Consider the following 24707-nt stretch of genomic DNA (forward strand, 5'->3'; position numbering starts at 1 on the left):
CCCCTTGACCCCGAACCCGGCAAACGAAACGATCTCCGGCAGGATAGTCGCAAAAGGAATATCTGATTGGCGAGCCCGAATCTCCCGCCCTCGACTACGGCGCTGCGGGTTTTCCTTGCCGTGGCGCGATTGGGATCGACGGCGAAGGCGGCTTCGGCCGTGCACCTGACCCAGAGCGCGGTCTCCAAGCAGATCCAGGCGCTGGAGGAGCATCTCGGCATCGCCTTGTTCGAGCGCAGCCCCACCGGCCTCAAAGCTACCGAGGCCGGCACGATCTACCGGCCCTATGCCGAGGCGGCGATCGAGCAGATGGAGCGTGGCGCCCGGCGCATCGCCGAAAGAACCGCGCTCGGCCGGCCAATCCGGCTGCACCTCGTCGCGATCGCCGGCGAGCGCTGGCTGATGGAGCGGTTTCCCAGCTTCGCCCAGGCCCATCCCGAGATCGACGTGCAGTTCACCAATTTCATCAGCGAGAGCCAGACCGAAGACTCCGATATCGATATCGTCCATGGCATCGGCCCCTGGCCCGACCGCGAGGCGCACTATCTGTTCGGGCGTCAGGTGGCGCTGGTCGCGGCCCCTGCTCTGCTCGAGCGCATGGGCGGCTTCACCAGCCCAGCCGACATCCAGAAGATGACGCTGCTGCAGCATTTCCAGATGCCGGCCTTCTGGGCCGAGTTCACCGAGGCGCATGGGCTACGCGGCGCGGTCCCGGCGCATACGGTACGCTATGGCTACTATTCGGTGATCATTCGCGCCGCCATGGCGGGGCTTGGCGTCGCGCTCGCGCCACGCTGCTATGTCGCCGAGGAGCTAGCCTCGGGTACGCTGGTCAACCCGCTCAGCCTTGGCTTCGACAGCACCGTCGGCTGCTGGATGACGCTAAACCCGCGGGGACAGCGCGGTCCCGGCGTCGAGGCGCTGGTCGGCTGGCTGCGCGAGGAAGCAGCCCGCTTCGAAGCGGAGGCCAGCGCGTGAGGCAAAGCGAGCCTTCTGCCTGCTTGGCGACGCAGGGCACTCATGCTGCACCAGCCATGGCATGCGACAGAGAGACGTTGGAAGCTGCCGCCCGGCCACTGGCCGTTCAACGAGGATGACGATGTCCGCCACAGCCACCACCGACGCCGTCACCCTCCCCCACCCCGCCCTCGACGGGCTGACCGCCTCGCTGCGCGATCTGCTCGGCGCCCGCTGTTCGACGGCCCAGTCCGAGCGCGAGCATCACGGCCATGGCGAATCCTATCATCCGACCAGGGCGCCGGACGTCGTCTGCTACCCCGCGACGACCGAGGAGGTCAGCCGCATCCTAGCGCTCTGCCATCAGGCGAAGGTGCCGGTCATTCCGTTCGGCGCCGGCACCTCGCTGGAAGGCCATGTCGTCGCCCTGCATGGCGGCGTCTGCCTCGACCTGTCGCGGATGCAGCGCATCATCGCCGTCAACACCGAGGATCTCGACTGCGTCATCGAGCCGGGCGTGACCCGCAAGCAGCTCAACGAGCATCTGCGCGACACCGGTCTGTTCTTCCCGGTCGACCCCGGCGCCGACGCGACGCTCGGCGGCATGACCGCGACGCGGGCCTCGGGCACCAATGCCGTGCGCTACGGCACGATGAAGGACAATGTCCTGGCGCTGACCGTGGTGCTCGCCGACGGCACCGTGCTGAAGACGGGTGGCCGCGCCCGCAAATCCTCGGCCGGCTACGATCTGACCAGGCTGTTCGTCGGCTCCGAGGGCACGCTCGGCGTGATCACCGAGATCACCTTGAAGCTCTACGGCATCCCCGAGGCGAGCTCGGTCGCGGTCTGCTCCTTCCCGGATGTCGGTGCCGCCGTATCCTGCGCCATCGAGACCATCCAGAGCGGCATCCAGGTCGCTCGCGTCGAGCTGCTCGACGAGACCTGCATGCGCGCCATCAACCTGCATAACGGGCTGAGCTACCCCGAGACCGCGACGCTGTTCATCGAATTCCATGGCACGCAGGCCGGCGTCGAGCAGCAATCGACAGCGATGCATGCGATCGCCTTGGGCCATGGCGGCAGCGGCTGGCGCCATGCCGCCAGCGCCGAGGAGCGCACGAAGCTCTGGCAGGCCCGCCATAATCTCCACTACGCCCTGCTCGCCTTGCGGCCGGGCGCCAGCAGCTGGGGCACCGACGCCTGCGTGCCGATCTCCGAGCTCGCCACCTGCATCACCGAAATCCGCGAGCACGCCAAGGATGCGCCCTTCCCGGTGCCGGCGCTCGGCCATGTCGGCGACGGCAATTTCCATATGGGCTTCCTGATCAAGATGGATTCGCCCGCGGAGATCGCCGAGGCGGAGCGGCTCAACGCCCTCCTGGTCAACCGGGCGATCGATCTCGGCGGCACCTGCACCGGCGAGCACGGCGTCGGCTACGGAAAGTCAAAATTCCTGCGCCGGGAGTATGGCGATGAAGCGATCGCGGTGATGCGCCGGATCAAGCAGAGCCTCGACCCCGACAACATCCTCAATCCCGGCAAGGTCCTGCCGCCCGCGTCGCCGTGAAGGCCGCCAGAATCCGGCAGGCATGACGCGACCATGAAGGAGCCTCCAGCGACACCGGGCTGGGTCAGCGCCCTCTCGGCGATGATCATCGTGCAGATGGCGACCGCCTTCCTGACGCGGGTGACGCCGACCATCGCGCCGGCCATGTCGGCCGAGCTCGGCTGGTCGGACGCCGTGATCGGCTATCTCTCGAGCATCAGCACTGTCGGCTCGATTGCCTTTCTGGTGATGGGCGCGCCGATCATGCGCCGCTTCGGCTCCGTCCGCGCGCTGCAGCTCGGCCTCGCCCTCGGCATTTTCGGGCTCTGCTTCCTGCTGCCGCCCTTGCTGCCGGTGGCGATGGCCGGCGCTTTCCTGATCGGCCTCGGCTACGGCCCGTCGTCGCCGGCCGGCAGCGACGTTCTCCACCGCATCGCCCCGCCGCGCCATCACGCCCTGATCTTCTCGCTGAAGCAGGCCGGGGTGCCCGCCGGCGGGATCGTCGCCGGCCTCGCCTTGCCGCCGATCGTCGCCGCCTATGGCTGGCGCGCCTCGCTGCTGTTCTCGGCGGCGCTGGTAGTCGCCGTCATCCTGGTCGTGCAGCCGATGCGCCGCCGGCTCGATGCCGGTCGCGATCAGGGCCAATCGCTGGAGCCGGGCGCCTTCCTCTCGCTCGGCAATGTGCTGGAGCCGCTGCGAGCACTCCGCGCCTCGACCTCGGTTTTGCGGATCGCCGCCGTCGGCGCCTGCCTCGCCATCGGCCAGGGCATCTGGTTCGCCTATCTCATCACTTTCGCGGTGTCCGAACTCGGCTACGACCTGCGCGCCGCCGGCCTCGCCTTCGCCGTGATGCAGGCCACCGGCGTGTTCGGCCGCGTGCTGCTCGGCTGGCTCGCAGACCGCATGCGCGCGAGCGTAAGGCTGCTCGCTTTCGTCTGCCTGGCGTCGGGCGCAACCTCGCTCGCACTAATGCTGGCGACGCCCGCCTGGCCCTCCTGGCTGCTCTATGCGTTGGCGGCGGTGGCCGGCATCACCGTATCGAGCTGGAACGGCGTCCAGATCGCCGAGATCGCCCGGCGCTCGCCGAGCGGGCTGATCCGCGAGGCGGCCTCGGGCGCAACCATCGTCGTCTTCCTCGGCTATGTCGTGGGTCCTCTGTCGTTCGCTCTGCTCGTCGCCGCGACCGGCCGCTTCGATCTCGGTTTCCTGACCTGCGCCGCCGCCGGGCTCGTCGGCTTCCTGCTGCTCGCGACCAAGCGAGGCACCTGACGCGCCTTCCGAGGTGCGCGGCCGCATGACAGGCCGCCGGCAGGCTGCGAGATCGCCGCGCGTCCGTCCGGACGCGGTTACGGTGATCTATCTTTTTGTTATCGCATCGGAGTTTTCCGAAAAGTGGATTCCACTTTCCGGTCCGATGCTATAAGCCCGCGCCATGCGTGAAGGCCTCCTCCCCTCGACGGTCACGACCGTTCTCGAACTCTCGACCAGCGGCGAGCAGGCGCGCGCGCTGACCGAACTGCTCGGCGAGATCTTCGACCCGACGGAGACCGCGATCTCCGCCTTCGAGGTCGAGAGCGGCGTCACCACCCTGTCGCTGAACGAGCCCTGGAAGGTCGAGATCTACTTCTCGAGCCATCCCGACGAGGAGGCGGTGCGCGACCTGCTGCGACCGATCGTCGGCACGGTCATCGACGACACCCCGTTCACGACGGTCAGCCAGCAGGACTGGGTCGCCAACAGCCTCGAAGGGCTGAAGCCGGTGCGCGCCGGCCGCGTCCTGGTCCATGGCGCCCATGACCGCGACTATGTGCGCATCAACGATGTCGCGATCGAGATCGAAGCGGCACTCGCCTTCGGCACCGGCCATCACGGCACCACCTCGGGCTGCCTGCTCGCCCTCGATGCCGAGCTGAAGAAGCGCCGCCCGCGAAACGCCATCGATGTCGGCACCGGCACCGGCATTCTCGCGCTCGCCCTCGCCAAGCAGGTCAAGCGCAAGGTCGTCGCCGGCGACATCGACGCCGTCGCCGTCGAGGTCGCGGCGCGCAATGCCAGCCTCAATCACGCCGGTCAGGCGCTCGACCTTTATGTCGCGCCCGGCCTGCGCCACGCCAAGGCGAACCGGCCCCGGCGCTTCGATCTGGTCTTCGCCAACATCCTGGCGGGACCGCTGCGCAAGCTCGCGCCGTCGATCGCCGCGGTAACGGCCGATGACGGCGTCATCATTCTTTCAGGCCTGCTCGAAATGGATGTCGCAGGTGTGGTTTCCGCCTATCGCCACCAGGGCATCGCGCTGGTGCGGCGCTCCTCGCGCGAGGGCTGGGCGACGCTGGTCATGAAAAGAGGCGGCGCAGCCGCCAGGCCACGCCGCCTCCGATAGGCCGTCTGCTTCGAACGCCGTCGCGCTCAGAAGTCGAAGTGGCCGTACTTCTCTTCGGCCCGCGCCTGCATGACACGGGCATCGTGCCAGACGGCGGCCGCGAACTTGGCGGCATCGGCAACGGTCTCGTAGACGTACTTGATGACAGCGATCATGGTCTTTCTCCTCGATCAGGGCGCGGCGCGTGTCGCAGCCGGCGCTCCGGGTTTCAGCGGATAGAAATTCAGCGGTTGAACGGCAGCTCGGCGTCGTTTTTCAGCGAAGCCTTCGGGTAGCCACCGAGGATCAGCTCGGACTCGCGGGCGAGGTACGAATAGGCGCGCAGTTCGCGCAGCGCCGAGCGGCGGCGGCTCTCGATCATGGCGGCGTAGAGGCGCTGCCAGAAGCTCGGGCCGGCGGCCTTCGTGGTCGCCTCGGTGCGCTTGGCTACCGGCAGGTCCGCGGTGGTGTTCAGCACATAGGTCATAGGGTCCATCTCCTCAGCAAAACGAAGGACAGTCCCGGTCGCTTCCTCGTTCTCTTATGCCAGCAAGATGGGCCTTCTTCGCACTTGCGAGAAGATGTGTTCGCATATGCACAACATGCAAGGAACGCATAACGAAAACCGAGACCCGTTAATCATTGCAAAATATTGCATAACGAACCGACAGAGCGCCCAATCAGAAGTCAGCCGGAGCCTGCCGTGCAGGCACGACGAAAATGCCGGATTTGCACTGGCCTTTGACCGGCCGGCACGCCAGCATGGCCGATATTGCAGCTTCCGGACCCGACATGACCGCCTCGATCCCCGCCAAGGCCTCCGCTCCCCACTTCCAGTCCTTTTCCGAGCCGAGCGATCCGTCGCAGGTCGCGCCCCGGGTCGCGGCCCTGCGCGCCGCCCTCGCGCGCCAGGGCCTGGCGGGCTTCGTGGTTCCGCGCGCCGATGAGCACCAGGGCGAGTACGTTCCGGCCCATATGGCGCGCCTCGCCTGGCTCAGCGGCTTCACCGGCTCGGCCGGCAATGCGGTGGTGCTGGCCGACAAGGCCGCGCTGATCGTCGATGGCCGTTACACGATCCAGTCCGCCGAGCAGACCGACACCTCCGTGATCACGCCGGTCAGGATGGAGGAAACGCCGCTCGACAAATGGGTAGCGGCAAACCTGCCGGCCGGCGGCCGGCTCGGCTACGATCCCTGGCTGCACACCGTCGACGGCGTCGCGAAACTCGAAAAGGCGGTGGCGGCGGCTGGCGGCGAGCTCGTCGCGGTGACGCCCAATCCGATCGATGCGCTCTGGAGCGACCGCCCTGCTCCGCCCTCGGCACCGGTCAAGGCGCACCCCGCCGCCTATGCCGGCGAGAGCGCGGCGAGCAAGCTCGCCCGCATCCAGGAGGCGCTCGGCAAGGACAAGGTCGATGCGCTGGTCCTCTCGGATCCGCATGCGCTGGCCTGGACCTTCAACATCCGCGGCGGCGATGTCGAACACACGCCGCTGCCACTCGGCTACGCCATCGTGCCGCGCGAGGGCCGGCCGACCGTCTTCCTGGCTCCGGAGAAGATCACCAACGAGGCTGGTGACGCCATCGGCGCGCTCGGCGAGATCGCTCCGCCCCAGGCACTGGAGGAGCAGCTGAAGGCGCTCGGCGCGCGCAAGGCCAAGGTCCGCCTCGATGCGACCACCGCTGCAGCGGCGCTGGCGACCCTGATCCGCGAGGCCGGCGGCACGCCCGAAGCCGGCACCGATCCGATTGCGCTGATGAAGGCGCGCAAGAACGAGGCCGAGCTCAACGGCGCCCGCGCGGCGCATCTGCGCGACGGCGCCGCCATGGCCCGCTTCCTCTCCTGGCTCGCACGCGAGGCACCGAAGGGTGGCCTGACCGAGATCGACGCGGTGGCGGCACTGGAGGCCGAGCGCCGCGGCACCGGCCTGCTCAAGGACGTCTCCTTCACCACCATCGCCGGCGCGGGACCGAACGCCGCGCTGCCGCATTACCGCGTCACGGATTCGAGCAACCGGGCGATCGAGCCCGGCATCTTCCTGGTCGATTCCGGCGGGCAATACGAGGACGGCACCACCGACATCACCCGCACCATGGCGGTCGGCGAGCCCAGCCCGGAAATGCGCGATCGCTACACCCGCGTGCTCAAGGGCCATGTCGCGATCTCGCGCGCCGTCTTCCCGAAAGGCACCTCGGGCGCCCAGCTCGACGCCTTCGCCCGCGCCCCGCTCTGGCAGGCCGGGCTCGATTTCGACCATGGCACCGGCCATGGTGTCGGCAGCTATCTTTCGGTGCACGAAGGCCCGCAGCGCCTCTCCAAGCTCGGCACCACGCCGCTCGAGCCCGGAATGATCCTCAGCAACGAGCCGGGCTACTACAAGGAAGGCGCCTACGGCATCCGCATCGAGAACCTGATCGTGGTCGAGGAGCGCTCCATCCCTGGCGGCGACCGCACCATCTACGGTTTCGAGACGATCACCTGGTGCCCCTATGAGCGGGCGCTGATCGAGCCCGCGCTGCTCGACGATGGCGAGCGTGCCTGGATCGACGCCTATCACGGCGAGGTCTGGAAGCGCGTCGGCCCGCTGGTCGAAGGCGAGACGAAGGCCTGGCTGGAGAAGGCCTGCCGGCCGCTCTGACGGCCTTCGTCAGAACAACGCTCTGAGCCCCACCACGGTCGCAACGCCGACCGCGACCACCCCAAGCAGCGGCAGCCGCGTTGCGGCCAAGCCCGACACCAGTGCCGCGACCGTCTCGATCCAGCCGGTCGCCAGCGCGCTCGGCGCGATCACGGCGATCAGCACGGCCGGAGGGATCGCGTCGAAGGCGGCCTGCGCGCGCGGCGTCAGGTTCAGCCTGCCGACCAGGGCGAGCCCGGCGATGCGGGTGAGATAGGTCACCAGCGCCATGCCGAGGAAGGCGGCGAGATTGATCGGATCGAGGCTCATTCGGCCGGGCTTTCGCAGGGTTGCGCGGCGGCTTCGCTGCCGGCCGCGATCCAGGCGGCGGCAAGCCCACTGAGCGCGCCGGCCAGCACATGCCAGGGCGGGCCGGCGAACCGGTAGGCCAGCGCCGAGGCGATGCCGGCCGAGGCCACCGTCCAGGCCGTGACCCGGCCCTTCCAGAAGGCGGCGACGAGCGCGATGAACAGCGCGGTGAAGGCGAAATCGGCGCCGTAGCGCTTGGGGTCGCCGAGAGCTGCGCCGATGATCGCCCCGGTGGTCGAGGTCAGCAGCCACAGGCAGACGAAGGGGATCGCCATCGCGAACCAGTAGACCGGCGTGATCGGATGCGTGCGCGCCCGCTTCTCGGCCAGCGCCCAGTTCTCGTCGGCCATGTAGTAGAGCCCGAGGAAGGTCTGCGTCCGCGAAAAGCCCGAGAGCTTCGGCGCCAGCGACGCGCTCATCAGGATATGGCGGGCATTGATCAGCGCCGTCGAGAACACCAGCGCCAGGATCGGTGCCGGGCTCGCCCAGAGCTCGACAGCGGCGAACTGGGCACCGCCGGCGAAGACCAGCGCGCTCATCGCGAAGACCTCGAGCGGCGACAGCCCCTTGCCGGCCGCGAGCGCCCCGAACAGGAAGCCGATCGGCACCGCGGCCAGCGCCGCCGGCCAGATATCGTTCAGCCCTGCGCGGGCCTCATTGGTCCAGGACATCGCTTTGAAACTCGTTCAGGCGAGATGAGCGGCGCGGAAGGCGCCCGGCGTCACGCCGAGCCGCGCCTTGAAGGCCCGGGTCAGATGGGCCTGGTCGCAAAAGCCGGTCGCCGCCGCGACCTCACCCGGAGCATCGCCGCGGCGCAGGCGTTCGCGGGCGCGGCGAACACGGATGTCGACGAGATAGGCATGCGGCGTCAGCCCCGTCTCGCGGCGGAAGGCCCGGATCAGGTGATGGCGCGGCAGGCCCGAGCGCTTTGCCAGCTCGGCCAGCGAGAGATCCTCGTCATAGCGCTGCTCCAGAAGCTCACGCGCCTGGGCGATCGGCCCGCTCTCCCGCCCCAGCCCCCGGACCGTAAGGTCGGCATGGCGGGCGAGGCACCAGCCATAGGCGCGCAGCAGCCCTTCCTCTCCGGCGAGCGCGTCCCCGCCCTCCTCCAGCACGCGGTGAGCGGCGCCGAACAGCGCCGCCCCTTCCGGGTCCCGCACGGTCGGCTCGGCGAAGTACGGCGTGCCGATATCGTCGCGGCCAGTGAGCGAAGCCGCGACCTCGCGCATCAGCTCGACCGTCGGATAGCTCATCCGATAGCGATAGCCGCCCTCGCTGGGGGCGCCATCATGGACGTCGAGCGGCTGGTTGAAGACGATGTCGCCGGCCCCGGCATAGAGCCTGCGGCCGCGCGCATGCCAGATCTCGCAGCCGACCTCGATCGTGCCGATCGCATAGGTGTCGTGAACATGCGGGGCATAGGCGTGGGTACGGAACGTCGCCGACAGGAACTCCAGCCCGTCGAAGCGACGCGCCGTGAACAGATGCGCCCGCTCGCCCGACTGGAGCGGGGTCTGCTCCAGCGCCTCGCCCTGTGTGATCAGATCCATGCCGCAAGATAGAGCGGATGCGGGCGCAGATGTCTTGAAGAAAAGTGATGGCGACGATCACGCGAGCGTCACCATCCTCGTTGCAGGCGCGCGGGTTGCTCAGGGACGCGGCGGCTCCTTGCCGGCGACGAGTACCAGTACCGCACCCGCGAAGGTCGCGGCCGCCATGTAGCTGATCGGCCCGAGACCTCCGACAAGATTGACCAGCAGGCCGCCGAGTACGGCGCCGCTCGCGATCGCGACCAGGAAGGCGGCGGTCAGGAGCCCGCTCGCCGCCTCGGCGTGATCCGCCGCGATCCGCACCATCCAGCTCTGGAAGCCCACCGGCGCGAAGCCGAAGGCGAAGCCCCAGGCCGCGACCGCGATCCCCGCCACGATCGGCGACGCCCCGAACAGGGTCATCACCAGCGCCAGGGCCGCGACCGCCAGCGCGAAGGAGACGATGGCGAGCTTGACGCCCCGCGCTGCCACGGCTCCGCCGGCGAAGTTGCCGATGACGTTGCCGACGCCATAGCCGAGCAGGACGGAGGTGATCGCCGCCACGCCGAGCTGCGGCACCTGTTCGAGGAACGGCCGGATATAGGTGAAGCCGGTGAACTGGCCAGAGATGATGATCAATACGGAGATCAGCATCAGGCGCACGCTCGGCCGCGAGAGCAGCACCGCCAATGTGCCGAGCTTCGGAGCGGTCTGCGACGGCAGGGGCGGCATCGTCGCCATCAGCACCAGCAGGGCGACGCCGGCGAGACCGGCCGAGAGCGCGAACACCATCCGCCAGCCGATCAGCGAGTCGAGATAGGCCCCAAGCGGCCCTCCACCGATGAAGGCGGCGGAGACGCCGGCCGAAATGATCGCCAGCGCCCGCGGCACCGACTTCACGGGGACGAGCCGCAGCGACAGCGCCGGCGCCATCGACCAGAAGCCGCCGAGGCTGAGACCGAGGAGGAAGCGTGCCGCCAGCAGCATCGCATAGCCGTTGGCGAGCGCCGTGAGGATGCTCGACACCGCCAGCAGCGAGATCAGCGCCCACAAGACGAGGCGCCGGTCGAAGCGGCTGGTGACGATCGGCGTGAAGATCGCGGCGACCACCCCGACCAGCGAGGTCACCGTGACGGTCTGTCCGGCAGCGCCGGCGCTGATCGAAAGATCGGCGGCGATCGAGGTCAGCACGCTGGCGGGCAGGAACTCGGCGCTGACCAGCGCAAAAACGCCCATGCCGAGCGCAAACACCGCCGGCCAGACTGCGGTGCTGCGCTCTTGGGGCGCGATACCGGCGAGTGCGGGATCGGCGGTGACTGAAAGGGAATCCGACATGGGGTCGCTCCGGAAAGATCGGACACCGGAGTTAGGCGTGACGCTTCGGACCTTCCATGCTAGAAATTCCACAATGCTTGACAATTCGTCCAGAACCGCCACGCGCGATCCGCTGACCGAAATGCTGCGTGGCCTGCGTCTCGAAGGAGTCGACTACGCGCGCTACCGCATGGCAGCGCCGTGGTGCCTGCTGTTTCCCGCCCAGGCCGCGGCGCGCTTCCATTTCATGGCCGAGCGCGGCTGCTGGCTGCGGACCCCCGAGGGCGAATGGCACCGGCTCGAACAGGGCGACGCCGTGTTGATGCCGCGCGGCGCCGAGCACGCGCTCGCCAGCGAGCCGAGCGCCCAGGCGAAGCCGCTCGGCCGCTGCGCCTTCGAGGCCTGTTGCGGCGAGATCGCCGATGCGCATGGCGGTGGTGATGGCGAGGACGTCCAGTTCTTCAGCGCCAGCCTGTGCTTCAACGTCGATGCCCAGCACCCGCTGCTGCGGATGATGCCGGAGCTGATGTGGGTGCATGAGATGGCAGTGCATGAGCCCGCCATCCCACCGCTGCTCAGCACCATGTCGTGTGAACTCGCCCTTGATCGCGTCGGCGCGGGCGGAATCCTGACGCGCCTGGCCGATGTCGTCGCCGCGGCGCTGATCCGTTCCTGGGTCGAACGCGGCTGCGGCAGTCCTACCGGCTGGGTCGCCGCCGCGCGTGATCCCGATATCGGCAGGGTCCTGGCCGCGATTCATCTCGATCCCAGCGGCGACTGGACCGTCGAAGCGCTGGCCGGCGTGATGCACGCCTCGCGCTCCGCCTTCGCCGAGCGCTTCGCGGCGATCGTCGGCGAGACGCCCGCTCGCTATGTCGCACAGGTCAGGATGCACCAGGCGAGGCAATGGCTGGTGCGCGACCGGATAAAGATCGCGGTCGTCGCCCGTCGCCTCGGCTATGATTCGGAAGCTTCGTTCAGCCGCGCCTTCAAGCGCGTGATCGGCGCGCCGCCGAGCCGGTTCCGAGCGGGCGAGACGCTCGGGCCGCCCTTGCTCAGCGGCCCCCTGCCGCCGTCTTCGGTAGCCCCGCAGGACCACGGCGAGCCTTGATGCTCCGGCCTGCCGCCCTGCCCGCGCGCCCAAGCACGGACTGGAGCCATCTCGCGACGACCCCGGGCGCAGCGGCGATGGCCTCCCGACGCAGCTGGGCACTGCGACGCGCATAAAATTCGATGTCGATCGAGCCGTCGGTACGCCGGATGGTCGAGTCGTGAAGCTTCTCTGCCATGATCGCCTCCCTGGGCTGCCATGGCGAGACTGGCGCAGCATGCGGCGCCGCGCTTGACCGGGCTCTTGCGCTTTTCTTGTCCTTTCCCTGCTTTTTCGCGAAGGCTGTGGGCGTCGATACCGGCCCCGGCTTCCGCATGGTAAGAAGCGGCATGCGCTATCGCTTCGGGGCATTCGAGCTCGTTCCGGAAACGCGGGAGCTTCTCGCGGACGGGCGGCCGCGCGCGATCGAGCCGCAGGTCTTCGATCTGCTCCATTACCTGGTGTGCGAACGCGAGCGCGTGGTGTCGCAGGATGACCTGATCGCCGCGGTCTGGCACGGGCGGATCGTCTCGGATTCGGCGATCAGCGCCAGGATCAGCGCCGCGCGCGCGGCGATCGACGATGGCGGCAAGCGTCAGGACTGGATCCGCACCGTGGCACGGCACGGTTTCCGCTTCATCGGCCCGGTCGAGCCGGTGGAAGCCACGCGCCACCGGCAGCCCGCCGCAGAGGCGGCGGCGCCCGGCGGAACGCCGCATCAGCGCGTCGCCTTCTGCCGCTCGCGCGATGGCACCCGCATCGCCTATGCCACCAGCGGCGCGGGATACCCGATGGTCAAGGCCGGGCACTGGCTGACCCATCTCGAACACGATTGGCACAGCCCGCTCTGGCGCCCGCTGTTGAGCCGGCTCGGCCAACGGTTTGCGCTCCTGCGCTACGACCAGCGCGGCAATGGCCTTTCCGACAGGGAGATCAGCGACTTCGCGCTGGATCGCTTCGTCGAGGACCTCGAAGCCGCCGTGGATGCCGCCGGGCTCGAACGCTTCGCGCTCTACGGGACGTCGCAGGGCGTGCCGATCGCGCTGGCCTATGCAGGGCGACACCCCGAAAGGCTGAGCCACCTCGTCCTGCATGGGGGCTTCGTCAAAGGCCGCCTGGTCCGGTCGGGCGCCGACCGCGAACAGGGGCTGGCGCTGCTCACCTTGATCCGGCATGGCTGGGGCAAGGCGAACAGCCCCTTCATCAAGGCCTTCGCCACCCTGTTCATTCCCGATGGCAGCCGCGAGCAGATCGAATCCCTGGCCGAGTTGCAGCGGCTCACCACCTCGGCCGACAATGCCGCGGCGCTGCGCTGGGCGATCGACCATTTCGACGTCTCGGATCTGCTCGAGAAGCTTGCGGTGCCGACCCTGGTGATCCATGCCAATGACGATGGTGTCCAGCCGCTCGAACAGGGACTGGAACTGGCCTCGCGGATCGCCGATGCCGAATTCCTGCTGCTCGAGAGCCGCAATCACGTCATCGTGCCGGAAGAACCGGCCTGGCCGGTGCTCTTCGAGGGGATCGAGCGCTTCGTCCTGGGCGCAGCCGCACCGGGCTGAGCCGGATGGCCGAGCATCCCGGGGCCAAGCGCCCTGCCCTCCTCCCGTGACGCCCCTCTGACACTCGCCACCATGCACGCGACGGAACGACCATGAGCATTCGCCAGCAGCTGATCGACCGCTTTTTCCGCTATCTCTCGATTGCCAGCCAGAGCGACGCGAAGGCGGTGACGCTGCCGAGCACGCCCGGCCAGCAACAGCTCGCCGCGATGCTGGCCGACGAGCTGCGCGCGCTCGGCCTCGACGAGGTCGTTCTCGACCGGCACGCCACGGTCACGGCGGTGAAGCGGGGCACCGTGCCGGATGGGCCGAAGATCGGCTTCATCGCCCATCTCGACACCTTCGACGCCGGACTCTCGTCCGAGATCCGGCCGCAGTTACTGCGCTTCGAAGGAGAGGACCTGTGCCTCAACCGCGAGCAGGACATCTGGCTGCGGGTCGCCGAGCATCCGCAGTTGCGCGACTGGGTTGGCGCCGAGATCATCGCCGGCGACGGCTCAAGCGTGCTCGGCGCCGACAACAAGGCGGCGATCGCGGTGATCATGACCCTGCTCGCCAATCTCGGTCCGCAGGACGCGCATGGCGACATCCTCGTCGCCTTCGTGCCCGATGAGGAGATCGGCCTGCGCGGCGCCAAGGCGCTCGACCTGTCCCGCTTCGCTTGCGACTTCGCCTATACGATCGACAGCTGCGAGCTCGGCGAGGTCGTGATCGAGAACTTCAACGCCGCCGCCGCCGAGATCACCCTGACCGGCGTCAGCGCCCATCCGATGTCGGCCAAAGGCGTGCTGGTGAACCCGGTGCTGATGGCGCAGGACTTCATCGCCCGTTTCGACCGGGCAGAGACGCCGGAGAACACCGAAGGTCGCGAGGGCTATGTCTGGTTCAACAGCATCACCGCCAATGCCAGCGAGGCAAAGCTCGGTGCCCTGATCCGCGATTTCGACAAGGCGAGCTTCGCGGCCCGCAAGCGCCGCATCGGCGCGGTCGCGGCCGAGATCGCCGCGCTCTATCCGACCGGCCGCGTCGAGGCCCACATCACCGACACCTATGGCAACATCAACGACAGCCTCGGGCTGGACCAGCGCCCGGTCGCGCTGCTGTTTTCCGCGCTGGAGGCGCTGCAGATCCGGAAGAAGCAAATCCCGATGCGCGGCGGCACCGATGGTGCTGCGCTCTCGGCGCGCGGCCTGCCGACGCCAAACTTCTTCACCGGCGCCTATAATTTCCACTCGCGCTACGAGTTCCTGCCCGTCCCGGCCTTCGAGAAATCCTATCAGGTGGCGCGGATGATCTGCACGCTGGCGGCGGGGCGCAGTTAGGCGGCATGTCCCGTCATGGTCGGGCTTGTCCCGACCATCCACGTCTTCCTTCGGGCAATGCAGTGTTCAAGACGTGGATGCTCGCCACAAGGGCGAGCATGACGGCGAGCCCTACCCGCCAACCAGCTCGAACCAGCCGGCCTCGTCGATCACCTTGACGCCGTGCTTGGCCGCGTCCTTGAGCTTCGAGCCAGCACCCGGCCCGGCCACCAGCAGATTGGTCTTCGACGAGACCGAGCCGGCGACCTTGGCGCCCAGACGTTCGGCCATCGCCTTGGCCTCGTCGCGGGTCATGCGCTCCAGCGCTCCGGTGAAGACGACGATCTGGCCGGCGACCGGGCTCGACGACGCCACTGCCTCCAGAGGCTGCGGCGTCACCTCCGCCAGAAGCCGCGCCAGCATCTCCTGATTGTGTTCCTCGGCGAAGAACTGCAGCAGCGCCTCGACCACGGTCGGGCCGACGCCGTCAATCGCGTCGAGCGCCGCGCGCTCCTCGCTCTCCGGGCTCTCTGCCGCGAGGCAGGCGGCCTGCAGGGCCTCGAACGAGCCGTAATGGCGCGCCAGCAGGCGCGCATTGGTCTCGCCGATATGGCGGATGCCCAGTCCGAAGATGAAGCGGTTCAGCGGCGGCCTGCGTCGGTCCTCGATCGCCTCGAACAGCTTCTTGGTGCTGGTCGCGCCGAAACCTTCCTTGTCCTTGAGCTTCTTGAGATTGGCCCCGTCGCGCTGCGCCAGCGTGAAGATGTCGGCTGGCTCCTTCACCGGCAGATCCGGATCGGCATGGAAGAACTCGATCTGCTTGTCACCGAGCCCATCGATGTCGAGCGCGTCGCGCGAGACGAAATGCTTCAGACGCTCGACCGCCTGCGCCGCGCAGATCAGCCCGCCGGTGCAGCGGCGCACCGCATCCTCCTTGCCCGAGCGCGGATTATGCTCGCGCACCGCATCCGAGCCGCAGACCGGGCAGGTCGTCGGGAAGACATAAGGCTGCGCATCGGCCGGCCGCTTGGCGAGGTCGACCGCCTCGACGCGCGGGATCACGTCGCCCGCCCGCTTCACCGTGACGGTATCGCCGATCCGGATGTCGCTGCCGTCGCGGATCGGCAGCCCTTTCGAGTCGAAGCCGCGGATATAATCCTCGTTGTGCAGCGTCGCATTGGTGACGACGACGCCGCCGACCGTCACAGGCCTCAGGCGCGCCACCGGCGAGAGCGCGCCGGTGCGGCCGACCTGGATGTCGATCGCCTCCAGCACGGTGGTCGCGAGCTCGGCCGGGAATTTATGGGCGATTGCCCAGCGCGGCGCGCGCGCGACGAAGCCGAGCCGGGCCTGTAGTGCCAGTTCGTCGACCTTGTAGACGACGCCGTCGATATCGTAGCCGAGCGTCGCCCGCTGCGCCTCGATCAGCCGGTAATGCGCCAGCAGCGCTTCGACGCTCTCGCACCGGACCATCAGCGGATTGGTGCGAAAACCCCAGCGAGCGAAGGCCTCGACCACGCCGAACTGCGTCGGCGCCGGCAGGACCGGCATCTCGCCCCAGGCGTAGGCGAAGAAGCGTAAGGGGCGCGAGGCGGTGATCGAGACATCGAGCTGGCGCAGCGAGCCGGCGGCAGCATTGCGCGGATTGGCGAACTCCCGTTCTTCCTTTTCGCGCTGGCGCTGGTTGATCGCCGCGAAATCGGCATGGCCGAGATAGACCTCGCCGCGCACCTCGGCGACCTCGGGAACATCCCCGCCCTTCAGCCGGTGCGGGATCTCGGCGATGGTGCGGGCATTGGCGGTGACGTCTTCGCCCTCCTCGCCATCGCCGCGGGTCGCGGCGCTGACCAGTTCGCCCTTCTCGTAGCGCAGAGAGAGTGAGAGCCCGTCGATCTTGGGCTCGGCGGTGAAGGCGATCGGCTGGTCGTCCTTGCGGCCGAGGAAGGTCCTGATACGCGTGACGAAATCAGCGACGTCCTCGTCGGCGAAGGCGTTGCCGAGCGAGAGCATCGGCACCCGATGCCGGATCTTGGCGAACTTGCCGGACGGCTTGGCGCCGACCTTGTCCGAAAGCGCCTCGGGGCCCTTCAGCTCGGGAAAGGCGCCTTCGAGCGCATTGAGCCGCCGGCGCTTCTCGTCATAGACGGCGTCCTCCAGGACCGGCGCATCGTCCTGGAAATAAGCGCGATCGGCCTCGGCGATTTCGGCGACGAGTTGCTTGTGCTCGGCGCGCGCGGCCTCGGCGGTCAGGTCTTCGACGGGAAGGGCAGAATTGGCAATCATAGCGCTGTTCTAGAGCAGGGGCCTCTCCCTGCGAAGCACCCCTTGTCACGTTTGCGTTCGTCGATTTGTGACAGGAGCCCACCGGGTGTAAGCTTGCCGCGCTGACAATTGGATGCTCGACGCCTCAAGGCTCTCGAACCAGGGATTACGTCAGGGCCATCGAGGCGAACCGGGCCGGAACCGGGATGATCGCCATGGCCGATATCAACAGCACCCACCCCCGCATGAGTTCGATGCGCGCCGGGCCCGCCGAAGCGCTGCCCGTCCGCGCGCTGACGATGAGCGATATCGGCGACGCGCTGCGGCGGGGCTATGCCGACTTCCTGGCGCAGCCGAGCCATCTGCTCTTCATTGCGCTGATCTACCCGGTGGCGGGCATCGTGATCGCCCAGCTGACGGTCAGCTACAACATCTTCCCGCTGCTCTTCCCGCTGCTCGGCGGTTTCGCGCTGCTCGGCCCCTTCGCCGCCGTCGGCCTCTACGAGATCAGCCGCCGCCGCGAGCTCCACATCAACTCCTCCTGGCTGCATGCCTTCGCCGTGCTGAAATCCCCGGCGATACGGCCGATCGCGACGCTCGGCGGACTGCTGACCGGATTGTTCATCGCCTGGCTGCTCAGCGCCTGGGTGCTCTATCGCTGGCTGATGGGCAGCGTGCCGCTGACCTCGGCCGAGAGCTTCCTGGTGCCGCTCTTCAGCACCGTGAACGGCTGGACGCTGATCATCGTCGGCAATGCGCTCGGCCTGCTCTTCGCCATCGCGGCCTTCTCGCTGACCGTGATCTCGTTCCCGCTGATGCTGGACCGGCACGTCGACGTCGGCACGGCGGTGCGGACTTCGATCGCTGCGGTCGAGGCGAGCCCGCGCGCAATGATGTGCTGGGGCCTGACGATCACCGCGCTGCTGGTGCTCGGCACCTTGCCGGTGCTGGTCGGGTTGATGGTGGTGATGCCGATCCTCGGCCATGCGAGCTGGCACATCTACCGCAAGGTCGTGCCGCGCTAGCTTCGTCCCCGAGCGCGCAGGCAACCGGGAAGGATCGGAACCCGGTCCTTCGAGAGCGTGCGCGGGGGCGCCAGCCGCCCCTGATTTGCAGAGAAATTTGGCGGCCGGCGCTCAGCCGGTCATCTCCGCGGCGAACCGGTCACGGGATCGATCTTGACCTCGACCTTCGAGCCGTCGGTCTTGAAGTACTCGATCTCCCAGTAGCCGTTGCTGTCCCAATCCACCTCCTTGATGCTCGCAAAGCCGCTGACGGCCTCGATGCCGGCGACGATCTGGGACAGGGGCTTGGCGTTCGAAGGAGGGGCGGCGACGGCCGGACCGACCGCGAGAGCAAAGGCGAGCAGCGCGCCCGCGGCCATGGATTGAGTTCGCATCGACATCTCCTGCGCGAAGGACAGCGGAGCCACCAACGAGCGGCCACTCCGCCATGACCTTCGAGGCATCGGGTGACGAAAACACGACGACAAATCGCAGCAGGCGAGGCGCCCCGGTTTGGAGAGGCCAAGCGGCTCGGCTGGCATCGCGCGGAACAATGGCGCGCGAAAGCGCGTTCTCTAACGGCTGCGGCAGGCACGCCGCAGCCTGAATGCCGCGAAGGAGCGGCTTGACGCAACCAACGGGGGGTTCCGCCATGAACAACATCATCTACATCGTCGGTCTTGTCGTCGTCGTCCTGGCGATCCTGTCCTTCCTCGGCCTGCGCTGAGCACCGGCCGAAAGTGGAATCCGCTTCCTGCGGCCTCTAGATCGCCCGCGCGCGTCCGATAGGACGCTCGGCGATCTGGAGGCTGGGAAGGACTAAGACGAAACGGCTCAACGATCGTCGCGACGCGGCTTCTTGCCCGCGAAGGGCTTTTTCGCGCCGAAGGGCTTCTTGTCGGCGAAGGGCTTTTTCTCGCCAAACGCCTTCTTGGCTCCGAACGGCTTCGCGCCGCCGAAATCCCGCTCGCCATGCTTCGGCTTGCCGGCGAACGGCTTGCCGCCGCGCGGGAAATCCGCCGCATCGGCCGGCGGCTCGCGGTCGCGCCTGACCGGATCGTAGGTTTCGCGAGTGTTCTCCCGGCCGAACGGCTTGCCCTTGCCTTCATAAGGCTTGCGGAAGCCGCGCTCAGCCGGCGCGTCGTCGCGGCGCGGCGCCTTGGTGTGGTGGGCCTTCTCGGCGAAAGGCTTCGCCGGCCGACGCTCCTCATCGCCCGTCACCAGCTCGATCACGACCTTGTCGCGGTCGGCGGCGCTCGCCAGCGAGGCGAAGCGCTCGGCGACGTCGGCATCGATCTCGACCTTGGTCTCGCGGTCGAAGATGCGGATCGCACCGACCTCGTCGCGGGTGATCTTGCCACGACGGCACAGCATCGGCAGGAGCTGGCGCGGATCGGCTCCATCCTTGCGGCCGACATTGAGGCGGAACCAGACGGTCTCGCCGCGTGGTCCGGCCTTGCGCGGGGCATCGGGGTCGGCATTGTCGAAGCGCGGGCCGGCCCGGTCGCGCGGCCTGACATAGTCCTCGGGGCTGCGCGGGGCGCGGCTCGCCCGGTCGTCGCGGCCGAAGCCGGGATCGCCGACCTCTTCCGTCGCCGGCAGGCGCGAGCGATAGACGCGAACCAGCGCCGCGGCGAGTTCGTTCGCCGAGCGGCCGGCAAGCAACGCCTCGATCATGCCGGCATCGTCCTCGCCCGGCTCGCCGGAGAGCAGCGGGTCCTGCAGCAGCCGCTCCTGATCGAGGGCGCGGATCTCGTCCTGGGTCGGCGGACCGCCCCAGACGGCCTGCACGCCGGCAGCACCGAGGAGCATCTCGGCCTTGCGGCGGCGCGAGGCCGGAACCAGCAGCACGCTGGTGCCCTTGCGCCCGGCCCGGCCGGTGCGGCCGCTGCGGTGCTGCATCACCTCGGGATCGTTCGGCAGCTCGGCATGAATCACCAGGGTCAGCCCCGGCAGGTCGATGCCGCGCGCCGCGACGTCGGTCGCGACACAGACCCGGGCACGCCCGTCGCGCAGCGCCTGCAGCGCCGAATTGCGCTCGCTCTGGCCGAGTTCGCCCGAGAGCGAGACCGCCGCAAAGCCGCGTTCCAGCAAGGCAGCCTCGAGATGGCGCACCGCATTACGGGTGTTGCAGAAGACCAGCGCGCAGGCGGCGTCATGGAAGCGCAGCAGGTTGACGACCGCGAGCTCGGCTTCCTTCGGGTAGACCCGGACGGCCTTGTACTCGATGTCGGCATGGCCGCGGTCGGCGCCGGCGACCTCGATGCGCAACGCGTCGCGCTGATAGCTCTTGGCGAGCGCGATGATCGCCTTGGGCAGCGTCGCCGAGAACAGCAGGCTGCGCCGGTCCTCGGGAGCGGTCTTCAGGATGAATTCGAGATCGTCGCGGAAGCCGAGATCGAGCATCTCGTCGGCCTCGTCCAGCACGACGGCCCTGAGCGCCGAGACGTCGAGCCGGCCGCGCTCGATATGGTCGCGCAGGCGCCCGGGGGTGCCGACGACGATATGGGCGCCCTCGTCGAGCAGCGCGGCCTCGCGGCGCGGATCCATGCCGCCGACGCAGGAGATCACCCGCGCATTCGCCTGCTGGTAGAGCCAGTTCAGCTCGCGCTGGACCTGGAGCGCAAGTTCGCGCGTCGGGGCGATGATCAGCGCCAGCGGCTTGCCGGCCCGGCCGAGCGTCTCGGCGCCGTCGAGCAGCGTCTCGCCGATGGCGAGCCCGTAGGCCACGGTCTTGCCGGAGCCGGTCTGCGAGGAGACGAGCAGGTCGCGCCCGGCCGCCGCGGCTTCGAGCACCGCGTTCTGGACCGGCGTCGGCTCGCTGTAATTGCGTTCGGCGAGCGCACGCGCGAGCGGCGGGCTCGTGGAGATGAAGGACATCGATGTCAGGCCTTAGGTTCCAGCCGGCCGGCTGCCGGCGCGGAGATCGAAGGGCAGCGCCGGACACGGCACCGCGATATTGCGCTGCACATAGAGGAAAACGCGGAAAAAGGGAATGCGGCATCGGCCGGCCCCGCATGCGGCAGCGGAGGCCGGCCATGCTGCCCGTTCCGTTGCCCGCGTCGAGAGCCGCGTGATCTAACAAGTGTCACCGGAGCGGAGATCGGCGGGCATGAGCGAGACTTGGCGGCGTTTCGGACCCTATGACGTGCTCATCCTGGACGATGGTGTCTTCGAGGCACCGCTCGATGTCCTGATCCATGCCGAAGGCGAAGCCGCTCGCGACGGGGCCGTGACGCGCTGGGCCAAGCCGAAGGTCCGCATCCCCGTCAACTGCTTCGCCCTGAAGGGCGCCGACGGCATCACGCTGATCGATGCCGGTACCGGCCCTTCCTGGGGCGAGGCGATGGGTCATGCGCCCGCCGCCATGGCCAAGGCAGGCATCGCCCCCGAACAGGTCGAGCGTGTCCTGATCACGCATCTTCACGGCGACCATGCGCTCGGCCTGTTCGACGGCGAACGCGCCCGTTTTCCGAACGCCCTGATCATCGTGCCCGAGGCGGATTTCGGCTTCTTCGGAGACGAAGGCAATCGCGCGCAGACACCACAGAACCGGCAGGGAGGCTTTGCCATCACCGCAGCGGTGAAGAAGCACTATGGCGACCGCATCCATTCTGTCCCGCCAGGCAGCGTGCGGCCCGGCATCAGGCTGATCCCGCTCCCCGGCCACACCGCCGGCCATAGCGGCTATCTGATCGAGGGCGAAGAGAGCCTGCTGCTCTGGGGCGATGCGCTGCATCTCTCCAATCTGCAGGCCACCGATCCGGATATCGGCTTCATCTACGATTTCGATGCCGCCACTGCCTGCGCCTCCCGTAGTGCCATTCTCGAACGGGCTGCGCGCGAAGGCTGGATCGTCTCAGGCGGTCATATCGAAGGCTTCAGGCGTGTCGTCGAGAAAGGCATAGGGTACGAGTTGACCCCGGCCTGATCGACTAGTCGCGCATCCCCGCCGCATTGAGCAGCTTGCCGGCGGCCGCCCGCGCCTCTTCGGTGATCGAGGCGCCGGCGAGCATGCGGGCGATCTCCTCGCGCCGCGTCTCCTGTTCCAGCGGCGTGACGCGGGTGACCGTGCGTTCCTTGGCGTCCTCGCCCGCCTGCGCGGATTTCGCGATCAGGAAGTGCCGCCCGGCCTTGGCCGCAACCTGCGGCGCATGGGTCACCGAGACGACCTGCACCCGGGCCGCCAGCCGCGCCAGCCGTTCCCCGATCGCATCCGCGACGGCGCCGCCGACGCCCGTATCGATCTCGTCGAAAACCAGCGTCGGCGCCGAGCCGCGCTCGGCCAGCACGACCTTCAGCGCCAGCATGAAGCGCGAGAGCTCGCCGCCGGACGCGACCTTCATCATCGGCCCGGGCCGCGTTCCCGGGTTGGTCTCCACCCAGAACTCGACGCGGTCGAAGCCTTCCGGTCCGCGCGCCTCGGAATCGCTGTCGATCTGCGTGATGAAACGCGCCCGCTCCAACTTCAGCGGCGGCAGCTCGATCTTGACGGCGGCGTCGAGCGCAGCGGCCGCACGAACCCGCCCGGCCGACAAAGCGGTCGCCCCGGCGATATAGGCCGCTTCCGCTTCGGCGAGCTCGGCTTCCAGCCGCTTCAGCGAGCCTTCGCTCTCGTCGAGCGCGGCGAGATCGGCCGCCATAGTCTCGGCCAGCGCCGGCAGGGCATCGACCGGCACGTCGAATTTCCGCGCCGCGGCACGCAAGGCGAACAGGCGCTCCTCGACCCTCTCCAGCACGCGCGGATCGTATTCGGCGGCGCGCATCGCCGCAGCGAGCACCTCGCCGGCCTCCTCCAGCGCAACGATCGCGGTGTTCAGCGCCGCCGTCGAGGGATCGATCAGCTCGGGCGCCTGCGTCGCCCGGCGTTCCAGCCGGCGCAGCACGCCGGACAATGCCGCGACCGGCGACGCGCCGCCGCCGACGGCCTCATAGGCCTCGGAGATGTCGCGCGCGACCTTCTCGGCCTGCATCATGCCCTGGCGCTGGCCTGCCAGCGCCTCCTCCTCGCCCGGCTCCGGGGCGAGCTTGGCGAGCTCGGCCACGGCATGGCGCAGGAAATCAGCCTCCTTGCGCGCCGTCTCGACCCGCATGCGCTGGCTCTGCAGGGCCTGGCGGGCGCGCTTCAGCACGTCGCTGGCCTGGGCGACTTCGCCGGCCTGCCGCGTCAGCTCGCCGAAATCGTCGAGGATGGAACGGTGCTGGGCCGGGTCGGTCAGCGCCCGGTCGTCATGCTGGCCGTGAATCTCGACCAGCGCCGCACCGACCATGCGCAGGATCTGGACGCTGACCGGCTGGTCGTTGATGAAGGCGCGGGTGCGTCCGTCGGCATATTGCACCCGGCGCAGAATCAGATCGCCGTCGGTGTCGATTTCCTGCGCCTGCGCCAGCGCGCGCGCAGGATGATCAAGCGCGAGATCGAAGACGGCGCTGACCTGCCCTTGCGTCTCGCCATGGCGGACGAGGCTGCCATCGCCGCGCCCGCCGAGCGCCAGCGCGAAACCGTCGAGCAGGATCGACTTGCCGGCGCCGGTCTCACCGGTGAGCACGCTGAGCCCGTCATGAAAGGCCAGATCGAGCCGGTCGATCAGAACGATGTCGCGGATCGAGAGCTGGGCGAGCATGAGGCGGACTCAGCCGGTGTGCGGGTTCTGGGCATGCCCGGCCGACACGAGCCGGTCCGGGCAGCTGGATGCCGGGGCGTGCACGGACGGACCGTTGCCGCTCGCCCGCCTGATCAGCGGATCAGGCCGGTGACGGTGCGGCTGAACCCGTTGAACAGCCGGCTGATATAGGAGCCGCGGTCCTCGCGCGGCTGCAGCCCGCCGCTTTCGAGCAGCACATAGGCGTCCTTGTACCAGGGGCTGTCGGGGAAATTGTGCCCGAGCACCGCCGCGGCGGTCTGCGCCTCGTTGGTGATGCCGAGCGCCATATAGGCCTCGGTCAGGCGCATCAGCGCCTCCTCGACATGGCGCGTCGTCTGGTACTTGGTGATCACGTCGCGGAACCGGTTCACGGCGCCGGGATAATTGCGCTTCTCGAGATAGAAGCGGCCGACATTCATCTCCTTGCCGGCGAGCTGGTCGCGCGCGACCAGCATCTTCTCGCGGACGTCGACGACGTATTCGGACCTCGGATAACGGTCGAGCAGCTCCTGCATCGCCCGCAGCGCCTGCTCCGTCCGCTCCTGGTCGCGCGTCGCGTCCGGGATCTGGTTAAAGTAGGACATCGCCATGATGTACTGCGCATAGGCGGCATCGGGGCTCGCCGGGTTCTGCGCCAGGAAGCGCTTGGACGCGGTGATCGCGTCGTCCCACTTACTCGCCTGGTAGTTCGTATAGGCAGTGAGGATCAGGCCCTTACGCGAATAGGGCGAGAACGGCGCCTGCTTGTCGATCTCCTCGAACTTCTTGGTCGCGCCCTCGCTGTCGCCGTTCTGCATGCGGGCCAGGCCCTCATTGTACAGCTTGTCAGCCGGCACGGTCGGCAGCACTTCGGGCTTATAGACCTCAGGCTTGTCGAACGGGTTCATCGAGCTCAGCGTATCGCAGCCGCCGAGCGCAACCGCCAGCGAGAACACGAGCGCAAGCCGCCTGCCGCCGCTCGCCATTTCGCCGGTATTGAATGTCTTCAGCCGCATGACGCTCACTTCATCCGTCCTTCAGCGCCGCTTTCGAAGGCGGGCGAAAATGGCTTTACTCCAGAAGTCACCGTTTCGCCAACCGTGAAGGGCGCTTCATGCAATGCAAATCGCCACCGTGCTTCCGACAGGAAGCCGGCGAATGCAAGGCGCGGCGT

At 68.3% G+C, this 24707-nt stretch carries 21 protein-coding genes; 10 read left to right on the plus strand and 11 right to left on the minus strand.

Annotation, left to right across the window (positions count from 1 at the left end; genetic code table 11):
- Positions 1-66 precede the first annotated feature (66 nt).
- From RKE40_RS13330 to RKE40_RS13345, 4 genes are all read left to right on the plus strand, one after another.
- A complete protein-coding gene (locus RKE40_RS13330) occupies positions 67-978 on the plus strand; it encodes a LysR substrate-binding domain-containing protein (protein WP_316018718.1) in 912 nt (303 codons plus the stop codon).
- A gap of 121 nt (positions 979-1099) precedes the next feature.
- Complete coding sequence (locus tag RKE40_RS13335; protein ID WP_316018719.1) at positions 1100-2524, plus strand: FAD-binding oxidoreductase; 1425 nt, start codon at positions 1100-1102, stop codon at positions 2522-2524.
- Between the two features lie 33 nt (positions 2525-2557).
- Positions 2558-3772: an MFS transporter gene (locus tag RKE40_RS13340; RefSeq protein WP_316018720.1), complete on the plus strand. Its 1215-nt coding sequence runs from the start codon at positions 2558-2560 to the stop codon at positions 3770-3772.
- Between the two features lie 163 nt (positions 3773-3935).
- Positions 3936-4883 carry a 50S ribosomal protein L11 methyltransferase gene (locus tag RKE40_RS13345; protein ID WP_316018721.1) on the plus strand — a complete coding sequence of 316 codons (948 nt, stop codon included), beginning with the start codon at positions 3936-3938 and terminating at the stop codon, positions 4881-4883.
- 26 nt (positions 4884-4909) lie between these two features.
- Here the strand turns inward: RKE40_RS13345 and RKE40_RS13350 are convergent, their stop codons facing one another.
- Positions 4910-5038, minus strand: a complete 129-nt coding sequence (locus RKE40_RS13350) for a hypothetical protein (protein WP_316018722.1) — start codon at positions 5036-5038, stop codon at positions 4910-4912.
- A 68-nt stretch (positions 5039-5106) separates the two neighbouring features.
- Positions 5107-5349: a hypothetical protein gene (locus RKE40_RS13355; protein ID WP_316018723.1), complete on the minus strand. Its 243-nt coding sequence runs from the start codon at positions 5347-5349 to the stop codon at positions 5107-5109.
- 305 nt (positions 5350-5654) lie between these two features.
- On the opposite strand from RKE40_RS13355, the gene RKE40_RS13360 reads away from it, so the two are divergent.
- Positions 5655-7499 (plus strand): aminopeptidase P family protein, encoded by a 1845-nt coding sequence (locus tag RKE40_RS13360; protein WP_316018724.1) that lies wholly within the window; start codon positions 5655-5657, stop codon positions 7497-7499.
- Positions 7500-7508: 9 nt separating this feature from the next.
- On the opposite strand, the gene RKE40_RS13365 is transcribed toward RKE40_RS13360, so the two are convergent.
- From RKE40_RS13365 to RKE40_RS13380, 4 genes are all read right to left on the minus strand, one after another.
- The gene (locus RKE40_RS13365) at positions 7509-7808 is read right to left on the minus strand and encodes an AzlD family protein (protein WP_066471812.1); all 300 of its coding nucleotides are present in this window, start codon (positions 7806-7808) and stop codon (positions 7509-7511) included.
- Positions 7805-8518, minus strand: a complete 714-nt coding sequence (locus tag RKE40_RS13370; protein WP_316018725.1) for an AzlC family ABC transporter permease — start codon at positions 8516-8518, stop codon at positions 7805-7807. Before RKE40_RS13370 ends, RKE40_RS13365 begins: the two co-directional genes overlap by 4 nt.
- A gap of 15 nt (positions 8519-8533) precedes the next feature.
- Positions 8534-9397: an AraC family transcriptional regulator gene (locus RKE40_RS13375; protein WP_316018726.1), complete on the minus strand. Its 864-nt coding sequence runs from the start codon at positions 9395-9397 to the stop codon at positions 8534-8536.
- A gap of 99 nt (positions 9398-9496) precedes the next feature.
- The gene (locus RKE40_RS13380) at positions 9497-10711 is read right to left on the minus strand and encodes an MFS transporter (RefSeq protein WP_316018727.1); all 1215 of its coding nucleotides are present in this window, start codon (positions 10709-10711) and stop codon (positions 9497-9499) included.
- 73 nt (positions 10712-10784) lie between these two features.
- Between RKE40_RS13380 and RKE40_RS13385 the strand changes: the two genes are divergently transcribed.
- From RKE40_RS13385 to pepT, 3 genes are all read left to right on the plus strand, one after another.
- The gene (locus RKE40_RS13385; RefSeq protein WP_316018728.1) at positions 10785-11801 is read left to right on the plus strand and encodes an AraC family transcriptional regulator; all 1017 of its coding nucleotides are present in this window, start codon (positions 10785-10787) and stop codon (positions 11799-11801) included.
- Positions 11802-12130: 329 nt separating this feature from the next.
- Entirely contained in the window at positions 12131-13342 is a 1212-nt protein-coding gene (locus RKE40_RS13390) for an alpha/beta hydrolase (RefSeq protein ID WP_316018729.1), read from the plus strand.
- A 92-nt stretch (positions 13343-13434) separates the two neighbouring features.
- Complete coding sequence (pepT, locus tag RKE40_RS13395) at positions 13435-14664, plus strand: peptidase T (RefSeq protein ID WP_316018730.1); 1230 nt, start codon at positions 13435-13437, stop codon at positions 14662-14664.
- A gap of 111 nt (positions 14665-14775) precedes the next feature.
- Here pepT and ligA read toward each other — a convergent pair whose 3' ends face one another.
- Positions 14776-16926 (minus strand): NAD-dependent DNA ligase LigA, encoded by a 2151-nt coding sequence (gene ligA, locus RKE40_RS13400; protein ID WP_316018731.1) that lies wholly within the window; start codon positions 16924-16926, stop codon positions 14776-14778.
- Positions 16927-17120: 194 nt separating this feature from the next.
- Here ligA and RKE40_RS13405 point away from each other — a divergent pair, with 194 nt between their 5' ends.
- Positions 17121-17930 carry a DUF2189 domain-containing protein gene (locus tag RKE40_RS13405; RefSeq protein WP_316018732.1) on the plus strand — a complete coding sequence of 270 codons (810 nt, stop codon included), beginning with the start codon at positions 17121-17123 and terminating at the stop codon, positions 17928-17930.
- Between the two features lie 119 nt (positions 17931-18049).
- Here the strand turns inward: RKE40_RS13405 and RKE40_RS13410 are convergent, their stop codons facing one another.
- Together RKE40_RS13410 and RKE40_RS13415 are read right to left on the minus strand one after the other, a co-directional pair.
- Positions 18050-18304 carry a PepSY domain-containing protein gene (locus RKE40_RS13410; RefSeq protein WP_291636819.1) on the minus strand — a complete coding sequence of 85 codons (255 nt, stop codon included), beginning with the start codon at positions 18302-18304 and terminating at the stop codon, positions 18050-18052.
- Between the two features lie 439 nt (positions 18305-18743).
- Positions 18744-20789 carry a DEAD/DEAH box helicase gene (locus RKE40_RS13415; RefSeq protein ID WP_316018733.1) on the minus strand — a complete coding sequence of 682 codons (2046 nt, stop codon included), beginning with the start codon at positions 20787-20789 and terminating at the stop codon, positions 18744-18746.
- A gap of 232 nt (positions 20790-21021) precedes the next feature.
- Here RKE40_RS13415 and aidB point away from each other — a divergent pair, with 232 nt between their 5' ends.
- The gene (gene aidB / locus RKE40_RS13420; RefSeq protein ID WP_316018734.1) at positions 21022-21840 is read left to right on the plus strand and encodes an AidB family quorum-quenching N-acyl homoserine lactonase; all 819 of its coding nucleotides are present in this window, start codon (positions 21022-21024) and stop codon (positions 21838-21840) included.
- A gap of 4 nt (positions 21841-21844) precedes the next feature.
- Here the strand turns inward: aidB and recN are convergent, their stop codons facing one another.
- Positions 21845-23533 carry a DNA repair protein RecN gene (gene recN, locus RKE40_RS13425; RefSeq protein WP_316018735.1) on the minus strand — a complete coding sequence of 563 codons (1689 nt, stop codon included), beginning with the start codon at positions 23531-23533 and terminating at the stop codon, positions 21845-21847.
- Positions 23534-23646: 113 nt separating this feature from the next.
- Complete coding sequence (locus tag RKE40_RS13430; protein WP_316018736.1) at positions 23647-24549, minus strand: outer membrane protein assembly factor BamD; 903 nt, start codon at positions 24547-24549, stop codon at positions 23647-23649.
- Positions 24550-24707: the final 158 nt, after the last annotated feature.

Origin of the sequence: Allobosea rubneri, from assembly GCF_032464875.1 — a bacterium.
Taxonomy (GTDB): domain Bacteria; phylum Pseudomonadota; class Alphaproteobacteria; order Rhizobiales; family Beijerinckiaceae; genus Allobosea; species Allobosea rubneri.